At 45.0% G+C, this 22,453-nt stretch carries 23 protein-coding genes; 18 read left to right on the top strand and 5 right to left on the bottom strand.

Going from position 1 to position 22,453, the window contains the following annotated elements; translation table 11 throughout:
• Positions 1 to 27: 27 nt before the first annotated feature.
• Positions 28 to 1,323 (top strand): FAD-dependent oxidoreductase, encoded by a 1,296-nt coding sequence (locus KNQ13_RS00115; RefSeq protein WP_051590453.1) that lies wholly within the window; start codon positions 28 to 30, stop codon positions 1,321 to 1,323.
• On the opposite strand, the gene KNQ13_RS00110 is transcribed toward KNQ13_RS00115, so the two are convergent.
• Complete coding sequence (locus KNQ13_RS00110; RefSeq protein ID WP_014970823.1) at positions 1,317 to 1,709, bottom strand: disulfide bond formation protein B; 393 nt, start codon at positions 1,707 to 1,709, stop codon at positions 1,317 to 1,319. The two genes, KNQ13_RS00115 and KNQ13_RS00110, sit on opposite strands and share 7 nt — an antisense overlap.
• Before the next feature lie 65 nt (positions 1,710 to 1,774).
• Between KNQ13_RS00110 and KNQ13_RS00105 the strand changes: the two genes are divergently transcribed.
• The 5 genes from KNQ13_RS00105 to KNQ13_RS00085 all read left to right on the top strand — a co-directional run bounded on the left by KNQ13_RS00105 (position 1,775) and on the right by KNQ13_RS00085 (position 7,261).
• Entirely contained in the window at positions 1,775 to 2,665 is an 891-nt protein-coding gene (locus tag KNQ13_RS00105; RefSeq protein ID WP_014970822.1) for a transcriptional regulator CcpC, read from the top strand.
• Complete coding sequence (locus KNQ13_RS00100; protein ID WP_014970821.1) at positions 2,649 to 3,761, top strand: N-acetyldiaminopimelate deacetylase; 1,113 nt, start codon at positions 2,649 to 2,651, stop codon at positions 3,759 to 3,761. The genes KNQ13_RS00105 and KNQ13_RS00100 overlap by 17 nt, the downstream gene beginning before the upstream one ends.
• A 221-nt stretch (positions 3,762 to 3,982) precedes the next feature.
• The gene (locus tag KNQ13_RS00095) at positions 3,983 to 5,371 is read left to right on the top strand and encodes a cytochrome ubiquinol oxidase subunit I (protein ID WP_014970819.1); all 1,389 of its coding nucleotides are present in this window, start codon (positions 3,983 to 3,985) and stop codon (positions 5,369 to 5,371) included.
• Between the two features lie 12 nt (positions 5,372 to 5,383).
• Positions 5,384 to 6,406, top strand: a complete 1,023-nt coding sequence (locus KNQ13_RS00090) for a cytochrome d ubiquinol oxidase subunit II (RefSeq protein WP_014970818.1) — start codon at positions 5,384 to 5,386, stop codon at positions 6,404 to 6,406.
• A 186-nt stretch (positions 6,407 to 6,592) separates the two neighbouring features.
• Complete coding sequence (locus KNQ13_RS00085) at positions 6,593 to 7,261, top strand: potassium channel family protein (protein ID WP_012370886.1); 669 nt, start codon at positions 6,593 to 6,595, stop codon at positions 7,259 to 7,261.
• Between the two features lie 48 nt (positions 7,262 to 7,309).
• Here the strand turns inward: KNQ13_RS00085 and KNQ13_RS00080 are convergent, their stop codons facing one another.
• On the bottom strand, positions 7,310 to 8,086 hold the full coding sequence (locus KNQ13_RS00080; RefSeq protein WP_014970817.1) for a Cof-type HAD-IIB family hydrolase: 777 nt from the start codon (positions 8,084 to 8,086) through the stop codon (positions 7,310 to 7,312).
• A 170-nt stretch (positions 8,087 to 8,256) separates the two neighbouring features.
• Here KNQ13_RS00080 and KNQ13_RS00075 point away from each other — a divergent pair, with 170 nt between their 5' ends.
• Entirely contained in the window at positions 8,257 to 8,475 is a 219-nt protein-coding gene (locus KNQ13_RS00075; RefSeq protein WP_014970816.1) for a DNA-dependent RNA polymerase subunit epsilon, read from the top strand.
• Positions 8,472 to 10,139: a ribonuclease J1 gene (rnjA, locus tag KNQ13_RS00070; RefSeq protein ID WP_014970815.1), complete on the top strand. Its 1,668-nt coding sequence runs from the start codon at positions 8,472 to 8,474 to the stop codon at positions 10,137 to 10,139. Before KNQ13_RS00075 ends, rnjA begins: the two co-directional genes overlap by 4 nt.
• 56 nt (positions 10,140 to 10,195) lie before the next feature.
• Here the strand turns inward: rnjA and def are convergent, their stop codons facing one another.
• Complete coding sequence (def, locus tag KNQ13_RS00065; RefSeq protein WP_014970814.1) at positions 10,196 to 10,735, bottom strand: peptide deformylase; 540 nt, start codon at positions 10,733 to 10,735, stop codon at positions 10,196 to 10,198.
• Positions 10,736 to 11,113: 378 nt separating this feature from the next.
• Here def and pdhA point away from each other — a divergent pair, with 378 nt between their 5' ends.
• From pdhA to KNQ13_RS00040, 5 genes are all read left to right on the top strand, one after another.
• Positions 11,114 to 12,196, top strand: a complete 1,083-nt coding sequence (gene pdhA / locus KNQ13_RS00060; RefSeq protein ID WP_014970813.1) for a pyruvate dehydrogenase (acetyl-transferring) E1 component subunit alpha — start codon at positions 11,114 to 11,116, stop codon at positions 12,194 to 12,196.
• 3 nt (positions 12,197 to 12,199) lie between these two features.
• On the top strand, positions 12,200 to 13,177 hold the full coding sequence (locus KNQ13_RS00055) for an alpha-ketoacid dehydrogenase subunit beta (RefSeq protein ID WP_014970812.1): 978 nt from the start codon (positions 12,200 to 12,202) through the stop codon (positions 13,175 to 13,177).
• 98 nt (positions 13,178 to 13,275) lie between these two features.
• On the top strand, positions 13,276 to 14,571 hold the full coding sequence (locus tag KNQ13_RS00050) for a dihydrolipoamide acetyltransferase family protein (protein WP_026829915.1): 1,296 nt from the start codon (positions 13,276 to 13,278) through the stop codon (positions 14,569 to 14,571).
• A 3-nt stretch (positions 14,572 to 14,574) separates the two neighbouring features.
• Positions 14,575 to 15,987 carry a dihydrolipoyl dehydrogenase gene (gene lpdA, locus KNQ13_RS00045; protein WP_014970810.1) on the top strand — a complete coding sequence of 471 codons (1,413 nt, stop codon included), beginning with the start codon at positions 14,575 to 14,577 and terminating at the stop codon, positions 15,985 to 15,987.
• A gap of 106 nt (positions 15,988 to 16,093) precedes the next feature.
• Positions 16,094 to 16,402: an SAV0927 family protein gene (locus tag KNQ13_RS00040; protein ID WP_014970809.1), complete on the top strand. Its 309-nt coding sequence runs from the start codon at positions 16,094 to 16,096 to the stop codon at positions 16,400 to 16,402.
• A 49-nt stretch (positions 16,403 to 16,451) separates the two neighbouring features.
• On the opposite strand, the gene KNQ13_RS00035 is transcribed toward KNQ13_RS00040, so the two are convergent.
• Entirely contained in the window at positions 16,452 to 17,939 is a 1,488-nt protein-coding gene (locus KNQ13_RS00035; protein WP_014970808.1) for an aminotransferase class I/II-fold pyridoxal phosphate-dependent enzyme, read from the bottom strand.
• Positions 17,940 to 18,071: 132 nt separating this feature from the next.
• Here KNQ13_RS00035 and KNQ13_RS00030 point away from each other — a divergent pair, with 132 nt between their 5' ends.
• The 3 genes from KNQ13_RS00030 to KNQ13_RS00020 all read left to right on the top strand — a co-directional run bounded on the left by KNQ13_RS00030 (position 18,072) and on the right by KNQ13_RS00020 (position 19,726).
• Positions 18,072 to 18,344 (top strand): UPF0223 family protein, encoded by a 273-nt coding sequence (locus tag KNQ13_RS00030; protein WP_026829914.1) that lies wholly within the window; start codon positions 18,072 to 18,074, stop codon positions 18,342 to 18,344.
• A 275-nt stretch (positions 18,345 to 18,619) separates the two neighbouring features.
• Positions 18,620 to 18,808 (top strand): hypothetical protein, encoded by a 189-nt coding sequence (locus KNQ13_RS00025; RefSeq protein WP_014970806.1) that lies wholly within the window; start codon positions 18,620 to 18,622, stop codon positions 18,806 to 18,808.
• A 138-nt stretch (positions 18,809 to 18,946) separates the two neighbouring features.
• Positions 18,947 to 19,726: an inositol monophosphatase family protein gene (locus KNQ13_RS00020; RefSeq protein WP_014970805.1), complete on the top strand. Its 780-nt coding sequence runs from the start codon at positions 18,947 to 18,949 to the stop codon at positions 19,724 to 19,726.
• 19 nt (positions 19,727 to 19,745) lie between these two features.
• Here the strand turns inward: KNQ13_RS00020 and KNQ13_RS00015 are convergent, their stop codons facing one another.
• On the bottom strand, positions 19,746 to 19,916 hold the full coding sequence (locus tag KNQ13_RS00015) for a DUF5325 family protein (RefSeq protein ID WP_160166512.1): 171 nt from the start codon (positions 19,914 to 19,916) through the stop codon (positions 19,746 to 19,748).
• 187 nt (positions 19,917 to 20,103) lie between these two features.
• Here KNQ13_RS00015 and typA point away from each other — a divergent pair, with 187 nt between their 5' ends.
• Both typA and KNQ13_RS00005 read left to right on the top strand, forming a co-directional pair.
• Positions 20,104 to 21,951, top strand: a complete 1,848-nt coding sequence (gene typA / locus KNQ13_RS00010) for a translational GTPase TypA (RefSeq protein ID WP_014970803.1) — start codon at positions 20,104 to 20,106, stop codon at positions 21,949 to 21,951.
• 27 nt (positions 21,952 to 21,978) lie between these two features.
• On the top strand, positions 21,979 to 22,332 hold the full coding sequence (locus KNQ13_RS00005; RefSeq protein WP_014970802.1) for a YlaH-like family protein: 354 nt from the start codon (positions 21,979 to 21,981) through the stop codon (positions 22,330 to 22,332).
• The last annotated feature ends 121 nt before the right edge of the window (positions 22,333 to 22,453 follow it).

Genomic DNA, 22,453 nt, shown 5'->3' with positions numbered 1-22,453 from the left:
GTGTTGAGAAAGTCGGAGGTGAAGGACGTGGAGACGGTTGCTGTTGTCGGTGGAGGATTAGCAGGGTTGTCAGTTGCAGCGTTACTTGCGCGTCAAGGGAAACAGGTCCATCTGTATGATGCCGGTCTTCTAGGCGGGCGGGCAACCTCACAAGTCATCAAAGGATTTACGTTCAATTACGGAGCCCATGCCATTTATGGGCGTGATCAGTCTATTCTACGGACGATCATCAAGACGTTGAAGCTAGAGATCACATGGCTCGATTTTTCTTCGACCAAAGCGAAATATGAATTTGCGGGTCATCTGACGGCGGCCCCTGCGAATGCGATCGGATTATTAAAAACAGAAGTCATCAATGGGACGGATAAACTCCGATTTACATGGGAGGTCGTCAAAACGGTGTTGCATCTCGAGCGGGGAACACCAGATGTATCGATTGGTCAATGGTTGGCTCAAGAAAAAGTAGAAACGGACGTCTCGCGTCTGATGCTTGACTTAGCTTCAAGTAATTTCTTTACGACAGAACCGGAAAATATTCCTTCGGTCGTTTATTTTGATTATTACCGGAAACTATTTCGGACGCGAAAACCGGTTTCGTACATTGCTGGGGGGTGGCAAGTACTGATTACTGAGCTGGAACGTGTGTTACAAGAAAATGAGGGAACAATCCATCGGAAAACAAAAATTACCGCGATTGAAGAAATTGAGCAACGTTATCGGTTGCGTGATCGAAAAAAAGACGAGTGGACGGTTGATCGGATCATATTCGCTCTTCCACCTCGCGACATGCGGAAATTGGCATTACCGGTTCCGATTCAGTCCTTCATCGAACCATTCGCCTATTATGAGCCGGTCGAGGTGCTTGTCTATGATGTTGGTCTCAGCCCTTATATCCAAACACCGTTTTCGTATGTCTACGACCGGACGCATCAACTATTCGTGACGGATTTATCCCACTATGATCCGAGCATCGCACCGAAAAACGGCCAAGTTTTACAAGTGGTTGCTTATTTAGCGCATCAGTATGTCGGGAATCCAGACTATCTCGCAGAAAAAGTGGACCAGATTCATCGTTTGCTGGATCAACATTATCCGGGATGGCGCGATCGGTTAACCGTTGAGCGAACGATGAAGCGGGCCATCGTACAAGAAATCAAATGGAAGATGGGACAAATCGCCTTACCTTGTTTTATGAATGAAGAAACTGGGCGCACGGTCGCTTTTGTCGGAGACTGGTGTGAGGGAGAAGGGCAATTATCGGAGTTATCTTTTTCAAGTGCCTATACCGTTGCGGCCGCATGGGAACAAAAAAACGCTCATTGAGCGTTTTTTTGTTGGGGGTAGAAGGCGAGGATGACCAGTAGCGTAAACGCGATCAGACTCATCATCGGAATCGTCAAGAACCCAAAATAATTGACCCATTTGATCAGACACCCATTCGTACAGAGGGCTTCTCCGTCCGGCAAACGTTCCAATATGACGTGATAGGCAGCAACTGCAAAACCAAGTAACGTGTACAAGCGGATGAAAAAGGCATCGACTGGTCGGTTACGGAATAACGAAACGAGTAAATAGATAGCCGTCGTATACATGAATAAGCGTTGCCACCAACACAACGGGCAGGGGATGAAACCTCGAATTTCACTAAAATATAGACTCCCGAGAGTCGCGATCGTTGAGACGATTAACATAAAATGATAGCGTGACATATGTACCTTCCTCTCTAACGTGTTAAACTAATGCCATCTTATATCATGAGGAGTCGAATCATACATTGCAAGTGTCGGAAATGGAAATGTTGATTACGTTATCGGAAGAATTGAACATGCGAAGAGCAGCGGAACGTCTTTTCGTCTCACAACCGGCCCTCAGCCAACGACTAGTGGCAATCGAGCGACGCTGGGCGACGAAACTCTTCATTCGTTCGTCTCGTGGATTGAGTATCACGCCTCAAGGGGAAAAGGTCATCGGACTTGCAAAAGAGATGAACCGAAAAGAGTTGGAACTAAAAAGTGAACTGACCGCAGAAGAAGGAGCCGTCTACGGGACGCTCCGAATCGCCGTTGCCTCGATCATGGGGCAGTACTGGCTCCCCCGTGTCCTAAAACGGTTTGTCGAACGGTACCCCCATGTGCGGATCCAACTCGTCACGGGGTGGTCGAGTGAGATGATGCGTCATATGTTAGAAGAACATTTTCACATCGGCATCATCCGAGGAAATCCGGACTGGAAAGGCGTGAAGGAACGCCTGTTTTCTGATCCATTGTATCTTGTTGATAGCGAACTGACATCATTAGAGCAACTCCGGAAAACAGAACGTCCTTTCATTCAGTTTAAGAGTGACTCGACATATTACCAGGAAATTTTAGAATGGTGGCAAGATCGCTTTTCGAGTCCACCAGCCCGGACACTTGTCGTCGATCAAATCGAGACATGTAAGCAGATGGCTCTCCACGGAATTGGATTTGCTATCTTACCGGAATCGACGATCCACGAAGCGAATGAAGTGATGCAAATTCCACTCAAAACATCATCCGGGAAAATTCTAAAGCGGGACACATGGATTCTATCAACGGAATCGATGCTGGAATTAAAACAGGTCCAGGCGTTTTGGGACATCGTAAAAGAAGAAGGAGGAAGTCAGTCAGATGGAATACGCAATTGAAATGCGCCGCGAACTTCATAAAATACCGGAACCTGGATTCAAGGAGTTCAAAACGCAAGCTTTCATTTTAAATCAAATCCGGTCCTATCCGGAAAATCGAGTCAGCTATGATACGTTCGAGACGGGCGTATTCGTTCGGGTCAAAGGATTAACAGGGAACCGGACAATTGGCTATCGTGCGGATATTGACGGATTACCGATTGAAGAAGCGACCGGACTTCCGTTTTGCTCAGAGCATCCAGGGTTCATGCATGCATGTGGACATGATATCCATGCCTCGATTGCGCTTGGATTACTGAGAAGGATCGTGGAACTTCCTGTCATGGATGATGTCGTCTTCTTGTTTCAGCCGGCGGAAGAAGGACCAGGTGGGGCTGAACCGATGATCAAAAGTCCGTTATTCGAAAAATATCGACCGAGCGAAATGTACGGTTTACATGTTGCACCAGAATATCCAGTTGGAACGATAGCCAGTCGCCCAGGTGTTTTATTTGCAAGTGCACGCGAAGTCCACATTACGATTTATGGGCAAAGTGGTCATGCGGCGTTCCCGCACTTGACCATCGATACCGTCGTCGCGCAAGCGGCTCTGATCATGCAATTGCAGACAATTGTCAGTCGATCGATCAATCCGATGAACTGTAGTGTCATTACGATTGGCAAGGTCGAAGCGGGCATTCGGGAAAACGTCATCGCTGGTCGCGCCTTACTCGACGGCACGATGCGTGCCCTAAACGGCACGGACATGGAGAAATTAGAACAACGTGTACGGGAAATCGTTCGCGGTATCGAAGCCTCGTTTGGTGTCAAAATCGATCTACAGTTCGGCAATCGGTATTATGAAGTCGTTAATGATCAAAATGTCGTCAATAAATTTTCGTCATTTGTGAAGATGAACGCAACGTACATCGAATGCGATGCTGCGATGACAGGAGAAGATTTCGGATTCATGTTAAAAGAAGTGCCGGGGATGATGTTTTGGCTTGGCGTCAACAATGCGACGTCTGGACTGCACCAGCCGACGCTCAATCCGGATGAAGAGGCCATCCCATTTGTGATCAACTTGTTGGATCATTACTTCAGAGAGTATGTCTAAACAAAATACGTGACAAGCTGCCCTTTATTCATGAAAAAACGGATAAAGGGCTTTCATTTTATGGAATGGAACAGTTTTCGAACGTTTTGTGAAATAAATCACGAGTATATGTGAACAATTTGTTACATCAAACATTAAGAACAGACACAAATGATTATGTTCTCTATGATACGGATATAAACAATATATAGAAGTACGTTTAGAAAGAGGGGGCTATACACATGTTCAATGATCCAGTAATGCTCAGTCGATTATTGACAGGGCTCACATTAGCATTCCACATCATCTTTGCGACGATTGGGGTAGGGGTTCCATTGATGGTACTCGCAGCCGAGTACATCGGAATTAAACGAAAAGATCCAGATTATATTCTGTTAGCTCGACGCTGGACGCGCGGTTATATCGTAACGGTAGCAGTAGGTGTCGTGACAGGAACCGCGATTGGATTGCAGTTATCACTTTTATGGCCTTCCTTGATGCAAGTAGCCGGTCAAACGATTGCGTTGCCATTATTCATGGAAACGTTCGCGTTTTTCTTTGAAGCGATTTTCCTGGGGATTTATCTGTATACATGGGATCGATTCAAAAACCCGTGGTTACACTGGTTAATCGGGATTCCGGTCGTCATCGGTGCGACATTGTCGGCATTTTTCATTACGACGGTCAACTCGTTCATGAATTCACCAGAAGGATTTAAAATCGTCAATGGGACATTGACACAAATCGAACCATTAAAAGCGATGTTCAATACGGCGACACCAACAAAAGCGACGCACGTCATCGTTTCCGCTTATTTGACAGTCGCCTTTATCTTAGCGGCGATTGCAGCGTTCCATTTACTACGCAAAAAAACGTTGTCTGCAGCTGAAACGGCATATCATAAAAAAGCACTTCGCTTAACAGTCATGGCTGGATTGATTTTTGCCTTCTCAACAGCACTCGTAGGTGATTTCTCAGGGAAATACCTGGCGAAATACCAACCAGAAAAATTAGCAGCAGCGGAGTGGCATTTTGAAACGACTAGCGAAGCCGAATTGATATTTGGTGGTATTTTAGATGAACAAGCTGATGGAAGTTATGAAATCAAAGGTGCAGTCAAGATTCCATACGCGTTATCGATTCTCGCAGGTGGGGCACCGGATACGGAAGTCATCGGATTAAATGAGTTTGCAAAAGAAGATCAAGCTCCACTGTTTGTCCATTATTTCTTTGATATCATGGTATCAATCGGAATGTATTTGGCGGCGATCTCAGCCTTGTTCGTCTTAGCGTTCCGCCTTAAGAAATTGAATCCGTATAACAAGTGGTTATTACGTGGTATTTTCATTGGTGGACCACTCGCCATCGTCTCGATCGAAGCCGGTTGGATGTATGCGGAAATCGGACGCCAACCATGGACACTCTATGGGATTATGAGAACGGCCGATGCGGCGACGACGTCAACCGCCGTCGGACCAATGCTCATCTTATTCAGTTTGCTTTACCTGTTGCTTGGAACGATCTGTACGATCGTCCTGCTCCGGATGTTTAAAAATAATCCTGTCGGCAAAGAACTCGCGGATGACCATCATACACGTGGTGAAGCGATGTTTGCAGACGACAATAAATAAGGAGGGAACGAGTTGGACATTCAAACACTTGGAATAACCGTACTTTGGACGTTCCTTTATGGATATCTCATCGTTGCCTCAATTGACTTCGGTGCCGGTTTTTATGCGTTCTATTCAAAATATACGAAACGGGATCATCTGACGAACCGTTTGATTTTACGTTACCTTTCGCCAGTCTGGGAAGTGACGAACGTCTTTTTCGTCTTCTTCTTTGTCGGACTCGTCGGGTTTTTCCCGGATACGGCGTATTATTATGGAACAGCTTTACTTGTTCCAGCATCAATCGTCTTAGTCTTGATCGCTATTCGCGGTAGTTTTTATGCCTTTGCGAACTATGGCTCAAATGACAGCATGTTCTATACGTTCTTATACGGAGCAACCGGACTGTTGATTCCGGCTGCGATGTCAACGACGCTGACGATCAGTCAAGGTGGTTTTATTCGTAAGACAAACGAAACGGTCGAGTTCCTCGGAACGAAACTGTTCACGAACTTTTATTCCTGGACGGTCGTCGCACTTGCGATTGTCTCCGTCCTTTACATCAGTGCCATGTTCCTCTTGTTTTATGCGGACAAGGCGAAGGATGAGAATGCCACACCGCTCATTCGGAAATGGGCATTGTTTTGGAGTATTCCAACCATCGTCGTCTGTGCGTTAGTCTTCTTCGGTTTAAAAAATCAAGCGGCCTGGCATTATGAAAACATCTTAAATGGTAACTGGTGGTGGTTCGCGGCAAGCTTCTTATTCTTCTGTGTTGCCGTCACACTTGTTTATTTGAAAAAAAATTATGGTATTGCCTTTATCGCCGTCATGGCACAGTACGGAGTTGCCTGGTTCGGATATGGTTATACGCATCTGCCGTATATCCTCTATCCGTATATCGATATCAATAAAGCTGTCGTAAACGAAACGATGGCGACGGCACTTGTTGTCGTCTTCATCTTTGGACTCCTCTTATTGATTCCAGCCTTGTACTTGATTCTTCGCTTATTCTTATTTGATAACGACTATGTCAGTGGAAAAAAAGCCAAGTGACGTATCCAACAAATCGCATCATACGGACGTGTAATCCTTTCAGTGGATTACGCGTTTTTTTGTTGATCCTGACGTGGATTTCGCCATCCCGTATGAATGGAAACCCCATCGTCAATACGTTCGTAGTATTTTAGAAGTGAATCAGTTACACTACTACTGAAGCAGAATTGTGAAGGAGAGCTGACCATGAATGGAGAGTTTGCAGTAATCGGTTTAGGACGGTTTGGGGGATCGATTGTCCGGGAATTATCGAAGAATGGATATGATGTGTTAGCGATTGATTCAGATGAGGAACGTGTCAACGAATACATGGGAATTGCCACGCATTCGGTCATTGCTGATACGACCGATGAGAATGTCTTGAAGAGTCTTGGGATTCGAAATTTTGACCATGTCATCGTTGCGATTGGTGAAAACATCCAAGCGTCGATTTTGACGACGTTGATTTTAAAAGAACTTGGCGTACAATCGATTACCGTCAAGGCGACGAATGATTACCATGAAAAGGTTCTACGAAAAATCGGAGCGGACTTCATCGTCCATCCGGAGCGCGATATGGGAGTCCGGATTGCAAACGGATTGATGAGTTCGAATATTTTGGACTACCTTGATCTCTCACAAGAGTTCTCCATCGTTGAGATTAAAGTCAGTGACCGGATGGCGAATCAAACGTTGATTGATCTGGATCTACGAAGTAAGTATGGTGCAAACGTCGTGGCGATCAAACGTGGTGAAAATGTCATGATTTCGCTTCAGGCAGACGAACTGATCGAAAAAGGTGATTATCTTGTCGTCATCGGTGAGAATGATGACTTGGATCGATTAGAACGCGCCATTCACAAAGTGAAAAATTGAAAACAAAAAAAGGCTGAGGAGCTGTTCCTCGGCCTTTTTAGTCGTGATTCAAATCAATTGAAACTCTTTTAATCCATGGGCGATGCCATCTTCTAGTATGTGTTTGGTGACAAAATCAGCTGCCGCTTTTGTTTCAGCAAGCCCATTGCCCATCGCGATACCTGTTCCGACGTAGCGTAACATCTCTAAATCGTTTAAGGCGTCGCCAAACGCAAACGTATCTTCACGTCGTATGTTCGTCAGTTTCAAGAATTGTTTGATACCATCTGCTTTTGACGAACCGACATTGATGACATCCATTGCGTGAGGATGCCAACGAATGAAGTCGAATGCTTGATAGTTTTGGACGTATTCAGCTTCTTCTTCTGCTGTACAGTAGACGAGCGTTTGAAAGACGTCATGCGTCAAAAATGCCTGTTCATGAAAAGCGGGTAAGGGAATATCGAGTTTTCCTAATGATTCTTGGACCAACTGGTCAGAAGGTTTCGTTGAGAATCCTTGATTTTCCCCTAGATAGACAAGCGTATGTCCATTTTTATGTGCTCGAGCCGTCAAGTGTTCAAGATCTGCAGTCGGTTGGGGCCGTTTATAGATGATTTCATTTTGATGGACAACGATTTGTCCGTTATAACCAATGATCGTGTCGATGTTAAGTAGTTCACGTACACCTGACAACATTGCGGGACCACGTCCTGTCGCGATGGCGACATACACGCCATTTTCTTGTAATTGTTTGATTGCTAGTTTGGTCGACTCGGGAACGAAATGACCATCGTGAAGTAAGGTTCCATCGATATCGAAAAAGACGACTTTCTGATTTGCCATGGTTTCACCTTCTCTTTTTAATTGGCTGTTCAGCCGGATACATGTGGAATTATAGCATAGCGTTGACGTTTACGCAGACCTTGGATTAGGAATAGGATGAAAAAATAGTAGGATATCGTGTATACTAATCTAAGGACAAAAAACAATGGACTGATAAGGAGTTGCTAAACATGATTTTTAAAGTATTTTATCAACCGCTTCGTTCGGAAGCCCCGGTACGGGAACGGACAGAAGTAATGTACGTTGAAGGAGAGAACATTCGTGAAGTGCGAACAGCGATTGATCATCTCATCAAAGACATCAATGTTGAATTCATCCGTGAAGTAAGTGGAGAATTCCTCGAGTATGAACAACTGAGTCCGGATTACAAGGTTGAAACGTTCGCATGAAGTTCGTTAAAAACCATCAAGCAGCCGTATTCGCACTCGGCGGTTTAGGAGAAATCGGGAAAAACACATACGTCGTTCAATTCCAGGACGAAATCATCGTCATTGATGCTGGTGTCATGTTCCCGGAAGATGAATTGCTTGGGATTGATTATGTCATCCCGGATTATACGTACTTGATCAAAAACAAAGAGAAAGTAAAAGGTGTCTTCATCACCCACGGTCACGAAGACCATATCGGCGGTCTGCCGTTTTTACTCAAGCAAGTCAATCTACCGATTTATGCAGGAAAGATTGCGCTTGGTCTCATTAAAGTGAAGCTTGAAGAACATGGCTTGTTACGGACGACTGAACTTCATGAGATCGATGAAGATTCAATCATCAAGTTCCGCAAAACGAGTATCTCGTTTTTCCGGACGACACACTCGATTCCAAACTCGTTTGGAGTCGTCGTCAAGACGCCACAAGGAAATATCGTCCATACCGGTGACTTTAAGTTTGATTTCACACCTGTCGGAGAACCTGCTGACTTAACGAAGATGGCGGAACTCGGCAAGGAGGGTGTCCTCTGTCTGTTATCTGATTCAACGAATGCAGAGATTGAAGGCTTTACAATGAGTGAGCGCGTGGTCGGGGATACGATCTCAAACATCTTCCGTAAAGCAGAAGGTCGCATCATCTTCGCGACCTTTGCCTCAAACATCTATCGTCTGCAACAAGTTGTCAATGCGTCTGTCGAAGCTGGTCGAAAAATCGTTGTCTTCGGACGTAGTATGGATAAAGTCATGATGATTGGGCAGGAGCTTGATTTCATCAAAGCACCAAAAGGCACCATCATCGAACCAAATGAAATGAAACGGTATAAGTCAAACGAATTAACGATTCTTTGCACCGGATCACAAGGGGAACCGATGGCAGCACTTAGTCGGATCGCAAACGGGACACACCGCCAAATTTCAATCATTCCGGATGATCTCGTCATCTTCTCGTCGTCTCCGATTCCGGGGAACGTCGTCTCAGTCGGTAAAACGATTAACCAGCTCTATAAAGCAGGTGCAGACGTCATGTACGGGAAGTTAAATGATATCCATACGTCGGGTCACGGTAGCCAGCAAGAACAGCTATTAATGCTTCGTCTGTTGCAACCAAAATACTTCATGCCGATCCACGGTGAGTATCGGATGCTCAAGAAACATATGTCGCTTGCGATGGACGCTGGTGTTCCGGAAGAAAATTGTTTTGTCATGGATAATGGTGAAGTCTTGGCGCTTGATGCCAATGCGGCAGCCATCACTGGGAAAATCCAAGCAAATGCCGTCTATGTAGATGGAAAAGGAATTGGAGATATTGGGAATATCGTCCTGCGTGACCGCCGTATTCTTTCAGAAGAAGGACTCGTCGTCGTCGTCGTGACACTGGATTCGAAAACCAATCGTCTCGTTTCCGGACCGGATATCATCTCACGCGGATTCGTCTATATGCGCGAATCAGGAAACTTGATCAAAGATGCTGAACGCCTCTTGAAACGGTCACTTGAACAGTCGCTTGCGAATCGTAACACAAAATGGACGGACATCAAGCAAGTCATCAACGACACGTTGACACCTTATTTGACAGAAAAAACACAACGTCATCCGATGGTCATGCCGATCATCATGGAAGTATAAATCAAAAAAGACATTTCCACATCGTGGGAATGTCTTTTTTTGAGGGGGAACCCCGCTTAGAGCGGTGATCCGTAGTCCTTAAATGGTTCTTTTGCATCGATGCGGTCATAAAACATGACTCCATCTAAGTGATCGTATTCATGTTGGCAAACCACGGCTTTTAATCCCTTTAATCTTAATTTTATGGGATTTCCGTTATGATCGATGCCAGACAGGGTAATACGCATATAGCGTGGCACGTGACCTTCCACTTCACGGTCAACGGATAAACATCCTTCACCGCCGGCTAAATACGTTTGTTCCACGGAGTGGCTGATGATTTTAGGATTATAGATTCCGAACTCGAGTAAGTCCTCTCCATCCTGTAGGCGAACCGCGAACATCCGTTTATTGACCCCGATTTGAGGTGCAGCTAATCCGATCCCGCTACGCAAATCATATTTTTCTGCTAACTCATCGTCTTGACTGTTGGATAAATACTCCATCATGAGACGCATCGTTTCTTTATCTTCCTCACTGAGTGGGAAGGTAACATCGACCGATCGTTCGTGAAGTGAAGGTACATCTTCTCGAACGATCTCATTCATGGTAATCATGAACAGCCCCCCTTTCATCTAAAAAAATTATAGCATAACAAAGGAGGAATATTAATAACTAACACAGGGGTAGATAGTTGAATAGTACAGAAGTGACAACGTTCTTATAATGTGATTGATTTCACAAGAGGGTTTGCTAAAAAAAATAAAACATTTCCTTTGATTTTATAGGTGTTAGAGTTTTATACTTGTAACGTAATGAACAAGACATGCATTCATGTCTCGTCATGTTAATACAGTTTACTCAACTGGATAGGTACACAGATATATGTTCAAGAAAAGGTCATACGGGACTTCATTTTTTGAACACTATTCGTATGTGAGCAAGTCAGTCAGAGGAATATTTCGCTGAGCACAGTGAAAGGATGAGGTGAAAAGATGAACTTAAACATGTTTAAAAACGTGGAAGAAAACTTTGAAACATTCCGCATTCTGGATGAGAAAGGTGAAGTCGTCAACAAAGACGCGATGCCAGATCTTTCAGATGAAGAACTTACGGAATTAATGCGTCGTCTCGTCTACACACGTATTTGGGACCAACGTGCAATCTCACTCAACCGTCAAGGACGTCTTGGTTTTTATGCGCCAGTCGCAGGACAAGAAGCTTCAATGATCGGTACACAATTTGCATTAGATAAAGATGATTGGATTCTTCCTGGATACCGTGATATTCCACAGATGGTCTTCCATGGTTTCCCACTTTATAAAGCGTTCTTGTTCTCTCGTGGACACATTACAGGTGGTAAGATTCCTGAAGGTGTCAACGTCTTAATGCCGCAAATCATCATCGGTGCACAAATCGTGCAGGCTGCTGGTGTTGCGCTCGGTCTTAAGAAAAGTGGCAAAAAACAAGTTGCGATCACATACACAGGTGATGGCGGAGCGTCACAAGGTGATTTCTACGAAGGTATGAACTTTGCTGGAGCGTTTAAAGCACCTGCAATCTTCGTTGTCCAAAACAACCGTTTTGCGATTTCGACACCGGTTGAAAAACAATCGATGGCGAAAACAATCGCGCAAAAAGCTGTTGCAGCCGGTATCAACGGAATCCAAGTTGACGGTATGGACGTTCTTGCGGTTTACGCAGCAACAAAACAAGCACGCGTCGAAGCACTGAACGGTGTACCGACATTGATCGAAACACTAACATATCGTTACGGACCACATACACTTGCTGGTGATGATCCAACACGTTACCGTACAAAAGATATGGACGATGAGTACCAAGCACAAGATCCACTCGTTCGTTTCCGTGCCTTCATGGAAACAAAAGGTCTTTGGAACGAAGACAAAGAAAACGAAGTGATCGAACAAGCGAAAGCGGACGTAAAAGAAGCGCTTGCTCAAGCAGATAAAGAACCAAAACAAAAAGTAACAGACTTCATCAACGTGATGGCTGAAAAGTTACCACAAAACCTGCAAGAGCAGCTTGATGAGTATACAGCAAAGGAGTCGAAATAACCCATGGCACAAATGACGATGATCCAAGCGATCACTGACGCAATGCGCGTCGAGATGAAACGCGACGAGCAAGTTCTCTTGTTCGGTGAAGACGTCGGTAAAAACGGTGGGGTATTCCGTGCGACAGAAGGTCTTCAAGACGAATTAGGCGAAGACCGTGTCTTCGATACACCACTTGCCGAATCTGGTATTGGTGGTCTTGCAGTCGGATTCAGCTTAACTGGTTTCCGTCCAATCATGGAAATCCAATTCTTTGGTTTCGTATTCGAAGTATTTGATTCTGTAGCGGCACAACTCGCACGTTTACGTTACCGTTCAGGCGGCACGTACAATGCACCTGTCACAATCCGTTCACCATTCGGTGGTGGCGTTAAGACACCTGAGCTTCATGCAGATAACTTGGAAGGATTAATGGCTCAGTCACCAGGACTTAAAGTCGTCATCCCTTCAACTCCATATGATGCAAAAGGTCTTTTGATTGCTTCCATCCGTGATAACGACCCAGTTGTTTTCCTTGAGCACATGAAACTATACCGTTCATTCCGCGGCGAGGTACCAGAGGGCGATTACACGATCGAACTCGGAAAAGCTGACATCAAACGTGAAGGTACGGATGTTACAATCGTGACGTACGGTGCAATGGTTCACGCGTCACTTAAAGCAGCTGAAGAACTCGAAAAAGAGAACATCAGCGTTGAAATCATCGACTTGATGACAATCAGCCCGATCGACATCGACACAATCGTTGCGTCAGTCAAGAAAACGAACCGTGTTGTCGTCGTTCAAGAAGCACAAAAACAAGCAGGTGTGGCTGCAATGGTCGCAACTGAAATTCAAGAGCGCGCAATCCTTGATCTTGAAGCACCAATCCTTCGTGTGACGGCTCCTGACACGATCTTCCCGTTTGCACAAGGTGAAGATGCATGGCTCCCAGACCACAAAGATATCGTTGAAAAAGTGAAAACAGTTTACAATTTCTAAGCGTATATCGGAGAAAGGAGAGAGGCAATTCTCTCCTTGCTTCCGTTTTAAAGATAACAATCGACTTTGAAGAGTGAAATAAAAGGAGGCTAATTCAAATGGGTTTATTTGAATTCAAATTACCAGATATCGGTGAGGGTATTCATGAAGGTGAAATCGTAAAGTGGTTCGTTAAAGCAGGCGACACAATCAAAGAAGATGATATCCTTCTAGAAGTCCAAAACGATAAAGCTGTCGTTGAAATCCCGTCACCAGTTGACGGTACTGTCAAAGAAGTAAAAGTAGACGAAGGTGTTGTTGCCATTGTTGGCGACGTGTTGATCACGTTCGAAGTTGAAGGCGAAGGTTCTGCTCCTTCTGAAGAAGCGGTCGAGCAGCCTAAAGCGGCAGATAATGCGAAAGATGTCCAAGACACAGACAAAAAAGTCGAAGACAAACCAACAGAAGTCCAAATCCATAAATCAGAACGCGTCATCGCGATGCCATCAGTACGTAAGTACGCACGTGAAAAAGGTGTCGACATCCGCGAAGTTCAAGGTTCTGGTGACAACGGTCGTGTCGTCAAAGAAGACATCGATGCATTCGCAAACGGTGGACAATCTTCAACTGCACCAGCAGCAGAAGAAAAAGCACCAGCTGCACAAGCTTCAGCTGCTAAATCTGAAGTGAAACCGTATGTCGCAGCTCAACCCGAGCTCGAAACGCGTGAGAAGATCAAAGGAATCCGTAAAGCGATTTCAAAAGCAATGGTTAACTCGAAACACACAGCACCACACGTAACGTTGATGGATGAAGTAGACGTGACGAATCTTGTGGCTCTCCGTAAAAACTTCAAAGAAGTTGCGGCAGCACAAGGTACGAAATTGACTTACCTTCCGTTCGTCGTCAAAGCGTTGACAGCAGCAGCTAAAAAATACCCTGCGATCAATGCATCAATCGATGACGTGAACGAAGAAGTCGTTTACAAAAACTACTTCAACATCGGTATCGCAGCAGATACAGACAATGGTCTTGTTGTTCCTGTCGTCAAAGATGCAGATCGTAAATCGATCTTCGCATTAGCAGACAACATCAATGATCTTGCTGGTAAAGCACGCGAAGGTAAATTGTCTGGTGAAGAGATGAAAGGTGGATCAATCACGATCACTAACATCGGTTCTGCTGGTGGACAATGGTTCACACCTGTCATCAACCACCCAGAAGTAGCTATCCTCGGTATTGGCCGTATCGCTGAAAAAGCGGTTGTTAAAAACGGTGAAATCGTTGCAGCACCAGTACTCGCATTGTCATTCAGCTTTGACCACCGTCTCATTGATGGTGCTACAGCACAAAACGCGCTTAACTTGGTTAAACGTTTGTTGAACGACCCACAACTTCTCATTATGGAGGGATAAGCAATGGTAGTAGGTGAATTCGCACAAGAAACAGATTTACTCGTAATCGGGGCTGGCCCTGGTGGTTACGTCGCTGCAATCCGCGGTGCGCAACTTGGACTTAAAGTAACAGTCGTCGAACGTGAAAACGTCGGTGGTGTGTGTTTGAACGTCGGTTGTATCCCGTCAAAAGCATTGATTACAGCAGGACATAACTTCCAACATGCAAAAGGTTCGGATTCAATGGGAATCACGTCTGAGAACGTTGCAGTCGATTTCTCTAAAGTTCAATCTTGGAAACAGTCCGTTGTTAACAAATTAACTGGTGGCGTTGGTGGCCTTCTTAAAGGTAACAATGTTGAGACAGTCGTAGGGGAAGCGTACTTCCAATCTGAAGATACAGTCCGTATCATCAACGAAGATTCTTCAACACCTTACAAATTCAAAAAATGTATCATCGCAACAGGTTCGACGCCAATCGAACTTCCAGCGTTCAAATGGTCAAAACGTGTCCTTTCTTCAACAGGCGCATTGAACCTTCCTGAACTTCCGAAAAAACTCATCGTCATCGGTGGCGGATACATCGGAATGGAACTTGGTACAGCGTATGCTAACTTCGACACGGAAGTTGTCATCTTAGAAGGTACAAAAGATATCCTTTCTGGTTTTGAGCCGGCAATGACACAAGTCGTCAAGAAAAAGCTCAAACAAAAAGGAAACATCACGATTCACAACGAAGCACTTGCACAAAGTGTCGAAGAGACAGAAGAAGGCGTGAAAGTCACGTTTGAAGTCAAAGGTGAAACACAAACTGTTGAAGCGGATTACGTCCTCGTCACAGTTGGTCGTCGCCCGAACACATCTGATCTTGGTCTTGAAATGGCAGAAGTTAAAGTCAGCGAACGTGGACTTGTTGAAATCGACGATCAATGCCGTACGTCGAACGAAAACATCTATGCAATCGGTGACATCGTTCCTGGACCACCACTTGCGCACAAAGCTTCATTCGAAGCTAAAATTGCTGCAGAAGCTGCTGCTGGACATCCGGCTTACCTTGATTACAGCGCAATTCCTGCTGTTGTCTTCACGGATCCAGAACTTGCAACAGTTGGTTATACAGAAGCACAAGCAAAAGAAGAAGGTCTTGATTACCTCGCTTCTAAATTCCCATATGCTGCGAATGGTCGTGCGCTTGCGCTCAACGAGCCAGATGGCTTCTTGAAAATGATCACGCGTAAGTCTGACAATCTCTTGATTGGTGCTCAAATCGCTGGTACAGGTGCATCTGACATGATCGCTGAGATGGGACTCGCAATCGAATCTGGAATGACTGCGGAAGATATCGCTTTGACAATCCATGCGCACCCTTCACTCGGTGAAATCGCAATGGAAACAGCTGAAGTGGCTATCGGAAGCCCAATCCACATCATTAAATAAGTTGAAAACCCTTAAGCGGAGAGCCGACCGCTTAAGGGTTTTTTTGTCGAATCGTTTAGATTGCTGTAAAAGCAGGAAAAGAATAAAAAAGAAAGGATGGGACACGATGGAACCTCAATTGTCACCATTAGAAGAACTGTATCATGTCTCAGAAATCGATAAAGTTCGATTCATCGGCGTGACGACGGAACATGCGCGGTATGATTTTGGCGTTGTCTTTACGGGTCAGTTTTTCGGTAAGATGTTAGTCGTCAGCTTGAGTAGTGGACGAGCGGCTTTACTGGATCACGAAGATGTCCTGGATGACGAGGCGTTGCATCGCTTACTCGATGTCGACCCAATCGATACAAGTGTTGTCGGTGACTTTTTAGCGACCCTTTTGCCCTATGTCCCAAGTTATGAACAGGCTGATTAAAAAATCACGCAGTGCATACGCACTTGCGGGGTTTTTACGGTAGTTCTGATTACCGAATGGCATTGGATTGTTGAATGACTTTGATCGTCTCAAGCGTATGATCTTCTAATCCTTGTACAGGCAGACCAGCTTCAATGTTTTCTTTGATATACGCTAGATTGTCCGTCGTAATCATTTCACCTGGAATAAAAATCGGGATTCCGGGTGGATACACCATCATGAATTCTGCCGAAATCCGACCGACGGCGTCTGCGAGCGGAATTGTTTCCGTCTCCTCATAAAAAGCATCGCGTGGACTGAGCGCAAGTGCAGGGATGTCTGGTAAGACGATGGAATGAGAAATGGTTTTTGATCCTGTATCACGATGACGCTCTACCAGTTCAGCCATTCCTGTCAGCAAAGCGTCAATCGTTTCTTCTGAGTCACCAGACGTGATGATCAGTAAAATATTGTTCAAATCAGATAGTTCCACTTCGATGCGGTGTTCGTCGCGTAAAAACTCTTCGACGAGATGGCCGGAAATACCAAGTCCTTTGACGGAAATCAACACTTTTGTTGGATCAAAGGCGAACGTTGCACTCGAATGCAAATCGGACTCCCCAAAAACAGCAAGGTAAGGGAGTTTCGCTAAGCCCATCCGCATCCGGGTAGCAAGTTCAAGTGCACGACGGTTCATCGCCTCACCGTTGATCGCGAGGTGACGACGGGCACAGTCGAGTGATGCTAATAACAAATAAGAAGTGGAAGTCGTCGTCAGCATCGAGAGGACGGCTTGGACTTTGTCTGGCGAGACAAGACCACGTCGGACGTTCAAGACGGAGCTCCCTGTCAAAGACCCACCTAATTTATGAACACTCGTTGCTGCAAGATCAGCACCTGCTTGCATCGCAGATAACGGCATATCATCATGGAATGCGATATGAACGCCGTGGGCTTCGTCGACAAGCACCGGTATCCCTTTGCTATGAGCAAGGGAGACGATACTTTCTAGGTCACCTGCAACGCCGAAATATGTCGGGTTGATGACGAGGACAGCTTTTGTATCTGGGTGGAGGCTGAGTGCACGTTCGACCGCACTTGGCGTAATGCCATGCGCGATACCAAACATTTCATCAAACTCAGGGTGAATGAAAATCGGGTGCGCTCCAGAAAGAACGATAGCCGACATGACCGATTTATGCACATTTCGAGGAACAAGGATTTTGTCGTCGGGACCAACGACACTCATGATCATTGCCATGATTGCTGTTGAGGTTCCTTGAACAGAGAAAAATGTTTCGTCTGCATGAAAGGCTTGGGCCGCAAGACGATGGGCATCTTTGATGATTCCTTTTGGATGATGGAGATCATCGAGCGGAGCGATATTGATCAAATCGATATCGAGCGCGTTCTGACCGATGAATGATCGAAAAGCAGGATCCATTCCTTGACCATTTTTATGACCAGGAATATGAAATTGAATTGGTTGACGTTTCGCATGCGCAAGTAACGCATCGAATAAAGGTGTATCGAGCTGTGTTAAGCTTTTTGTTTGCACCAGATTTCCCCCCTTAAAACCGAATAAAAATACAATCAAACAAGCTAACTATAACAAGTTTTCATGAGGTTGCAACTGTTTTATCTTCGATTTCGTTGTAAAATAGGAAGCGTCAAGAAAGGAAGTGTCATAATGGCAGTCAATTATCCGATTAATTCGGACTGGTCGACAGAAGAAATCGTTACAGTCATTCATTTTTTTAATGTCGTAGAAGAGGTCTACGAAAAAGGGGTCGACCGCGGTGTTTTTTTAAATGCTTATCAAGCTTTTAAAACGATTGTCAATTCAAAATCAGAAGAAAAACAATTGGACCAGTTTTATTTCGAAGAGACCGGATGTTCAAGTTATCGGGCCGTACAACAAGCTAGAAAACAAGAACAGTCCCTCTTACGTTTGAAAAAATAAGAAGTGTAGATCTAAAAAAATAGTGAGAACTTCAAACTAATTTTTGAGAGCGGCTTTTCCTCCTGGGTTTCTAGGGGAAAGAGCTGCTTTCTTGTTTAGAAAAAACAAAAACTGGTTATATACTACATACAAGACGATATCGTACAACTGTAAAAATTAAAAATAGATCCTTTACATCTAAGTTAAATCGTACTATTATGGATTCAATCCACTAATTAGTCGCAATTGTCTGATAACTGAGTCAGTTTTTTATCCCGCGAAGGAGTGTGGTTACTGTGAAACAAGTAATAGAAGCATACAAAAGAAAAGATGCAGAAAAACGCATTCCTGTATTGCGCCTTGAAATCGATTATGAACTTGCGACGTTGCACGATGCGATCGTAGCGAGTGATATGGAAGCAATGGGTGCGAGTAAGGAACGCCTTGAGAAATATCGTCAAGAGATGGTGCGTCTTGAAGCATAAACAAGGTTGTCCCTATTAAAAATAAAATAACCTAAAATAAAATAATGCCATGATCAACCAGCGAAACTTTTCGTTGGTTGATTTTTTTTGTTACTATTACAGTAGAACGATCTTGAACAGACTGAAGGGGTGAGATAGATGCAAGGGATTGAGTTACATGCAATCGATCTAATGAAACGGGCAGGTAAGTATATCCGCCAAAAAATGGATCAGGCGTATCATATAGAAGAAAAAACGAATAAAAGTGATCTTGTCACGGAAATTGATCAACATGTCGAAGATCTATTGATCAAGGGCATCCTAGATAAATATCCGGATCATCTCATTTATGGCGAAGAAGGGCGAATAGCACGTCCGGAGACATTGGACGGAACGATTTGGTTTGTTGATCCGATTGACGGGACGATGAACTTCATTCGTCAAAAACGTCTATTTGCGATTTCAATCGCCATCATGGTGGAGGGTGAGTTACGGTATGGATTTGTCTATGATGTGATGGCAGATGAGATGTTTCACGCCATCAAAGGGCAAGGGGCCTATGAAAATGGGATCCGTCTTGCTCCTCTTGTCGAGCGGCCGGTCAAAGAAGCGATTGTCTGTATGAATGCGACATGGGTGACGGCGAATCGTCGGATTGATCCGGCATTGCTTGCCCCACTCGTTCGGGATGCAGTCGGGACGCGGGCGGTTGGCGCAGCTTCTCTTGAATTGGCGTGGATTGCTGCCGGTCGGGTAGATGGCTATATTACGATGCGGAACATGCCGTGGGATTATGCAGGTGGTCAAGTGCTGATCGAAGAATTAGGTGGACGTGTTGGAACGATCGAGGGGGACGCGATGACATTTCTTGAACAGACAAGTGTTCTTGCAGGAAGTCACGTGTTTGTTTCCGACGTGTTGACGTATGTTCAAAAATAAAACGCCCCAGGAGGACGTTTTAAGCTTGTTTCCGGAGACGGGCTTTTAAGACGAAACCAAGCCCCATCGTACCGATCGTCAAAAGGAATGAGACGAAAATCATGACTACATTTTGTTCTGCGATAAAAATACCGATTGCAGCCATCGAACCAACTGCGATGATGGCTAATAGTAGAAAAAGAATCCGCATCTGTCGTTTCCCCCTCGATTTACATGAGTACATCTTTAGTTTAGCGTGAATCGTAGACAATGAAAAGGCTTTCGCTGTCAGCTTAAATCGAAGTGATTGCCAACTACTGGTCAACCTGTGCTATACTCATAAAGTTGACCGAAAGTATTAGTGGATTATTTAAATGAACAGAAAGAGGTACACACCTATGACAACAGTAGTAAGAAACGATTTACGCAACGTCGCGATCATCGCCCACGTTGACCATGGTAAAACGACACTCGTCGATGAGCTTTTAAAACAATCTGGAACATTCCGTGCGAATGAACTAGTCGAAGAACGCGCAATGGACTCAAATGATATCGAGCGTGAGCGCGGAATCACGATCCTTGCTAAAAACACAGCAATTGATTACAAGAATACACGCATCAACATCGTTGATACACCAGGTCACGCCGATTTCGGTGGTGAAGTGGAACGGATCATGCGTATGGTGGATGGCGTTATCCTCGTCGTTGACGCACGTGAAGGCTGTATGCCACAAACACGTTTCGTCTTGAAAAAAGCACTCGAGCAAGGGTTACAACCAATCGTCGTCGTCAACAAAATTGACAAGCCGATGGTTCGCCCACTCGAAGTTGTTGACGAAGTTGTCGATCTTTTGATTGATCTTGGTGCAGACGAAGATCAACTCGAATTCCCAGTCGTTTATGCATCGGCAGTTAACGGCTCAAGTTCATTTGACCCTGAACTTGAAAACCAAGAAGATACAATTACAAACGTTCTTGACTTGATCCTTGAACATACTCCGGCTCCTGTTGATAACAGCATGGATCCATTACAATTCCAAGTTACGATGCTTGACTACGATAACTACCTTGGTCGTATCGGAGTGGGACGTGTCTTCCGTGGAGAAATCAAAGTTGGAGATAGCGTTTCGCTTTCTAAACTTGATGGATCAATCAAAAACTTCCGTGTAACGAAACTATTTGGTTACTTCGGTCTAAAACGTGTCGAAATCGAAGCAGCGAAAGCTGGAGATTTGATCGCGATCGCAGGGATGGAAGACATCAACGTTGGTGAAACGGTTTGCCCGACTTCACACGTCGATCCACTCCCATTGCTTCGTATTGATGAGCCGACTCTTCAAATGACGTTCATCGTCAACAACTCGCCATTCGCTGGTCGTGAAGGTGACCTCGTCACTTCGCGTAAAATCGAAGAGCGTCTTGAAAAAGAGCTTGAAACAGACGTTTCGCTTCGGATCGAAAACACAGATTCACCAGACCGCTGGATCGTATCTGGCCGTGGTGAGCTTCACCTCGGTATCTTGATTGAAAACATGCGCCGTGAAGGATACGAAATTCAAGTATCTAAACCGCAGGTAATCATCAAGGTTGAAGACGGCGTAAAAGTTGAGCCGTTCGAGCGCGTTGTCATTGATACACCTGAAGAGTATACAGGTGGTGTCATGGAATCGATCGGTCTCCGTAAAGGTGAACTGACGAACATGCAAACAATGGATAACGGACAAACAAAAATGGAATTCATCGTCCCTTCACGTGGATTGATTGGATACCGGAACGAATTCTTGTCTGCAACACGCGGATACGGAATCATGAACCACACATTCGAAGAATACCGTCCGTTCATTAACGCGGATATCGGTGGACGTCGTAGCGGTGTTATGGTTTCAATCGAAGCTGGTAAAGCGACTGCGTACGCGATCTCTGCACTCGAAGACCGCGGAACGATCTTCATCGAGCCAGGCCTTGAAGTATACGAAGGAATGATCATCGGGGAATGTAACCGTGACGTCGATCTCGCCGTTAACGTCGTTAAAGCCAAACAGTTGACGAACATGCGTGCATCTGCGAAAGATACAACAAACGTTCTTAAACGTCCACGTGTCTTCTCACTTGAAGAATCATTAACATTCTTGAATGAAGATGAGTATTGTGAGATTACACCACAATCTGTTCGTCTTCGTAAGCAAGTCTTGAACAAGAACGAACGTGAAAAGCAAGACAAGCGTCGTCGTCTTGGTAAAGACTGAGCTCTTAACACGTAAGGGGGACTGGCAATGACTGCACAACCTGCCGTTGCGTCTGATTTCTCGAAATATGATATTCCTGCCGTCGCGAAGTTAGTCGGCGTAGGAAGTGACCCGAATAATCTAAGTGCTGGTTTTAATGCGCTGATGATTACGGTCGTCATCTTGACGTTAATCGTTTTTAAATTAGGTTTTGCGAAAGAGTTAGCGTGGTGGAAATCACTCATTGTCTATCTGCTGTTGGCTGTCTTCTCTGCAGCCTTAACACTTGTCTTTTGGACATGGCCGATTCCTGAAGTCTTGCTTGCGATGGTCGTCATTCTCGGAATCTATCGGTTCCGGATGTGGATGGTCAAACGAGAACGAGAACGAACCGCTTCTTGATCGACAATACGAATAATCGAAAGTCCGTCTTCTGAACTGCTCCCCGTCAAGTAGACAGGCGAAATAATAAAAATCTTTTAAACGGCTTGAGCCCTGAATTCCAGCGGACTCAAGCCGTTTA

Origin of the sequence: Exiguobacterium sp. s128, assembly GCF_018618815.1 — a bacterium.
Lineage (GTDB): Bacteria > Bacillota > Bacilli > Exiguobacteriales > Exiguobacteriaceae > Exiguobacterium_A > Exiguobacterium_A antarcticum.
The sequence above is the reverse complement of the archived record's forward strand: the minus strand, read 5'-3'. Positions and strand labels throughout refer to the sequence as shown.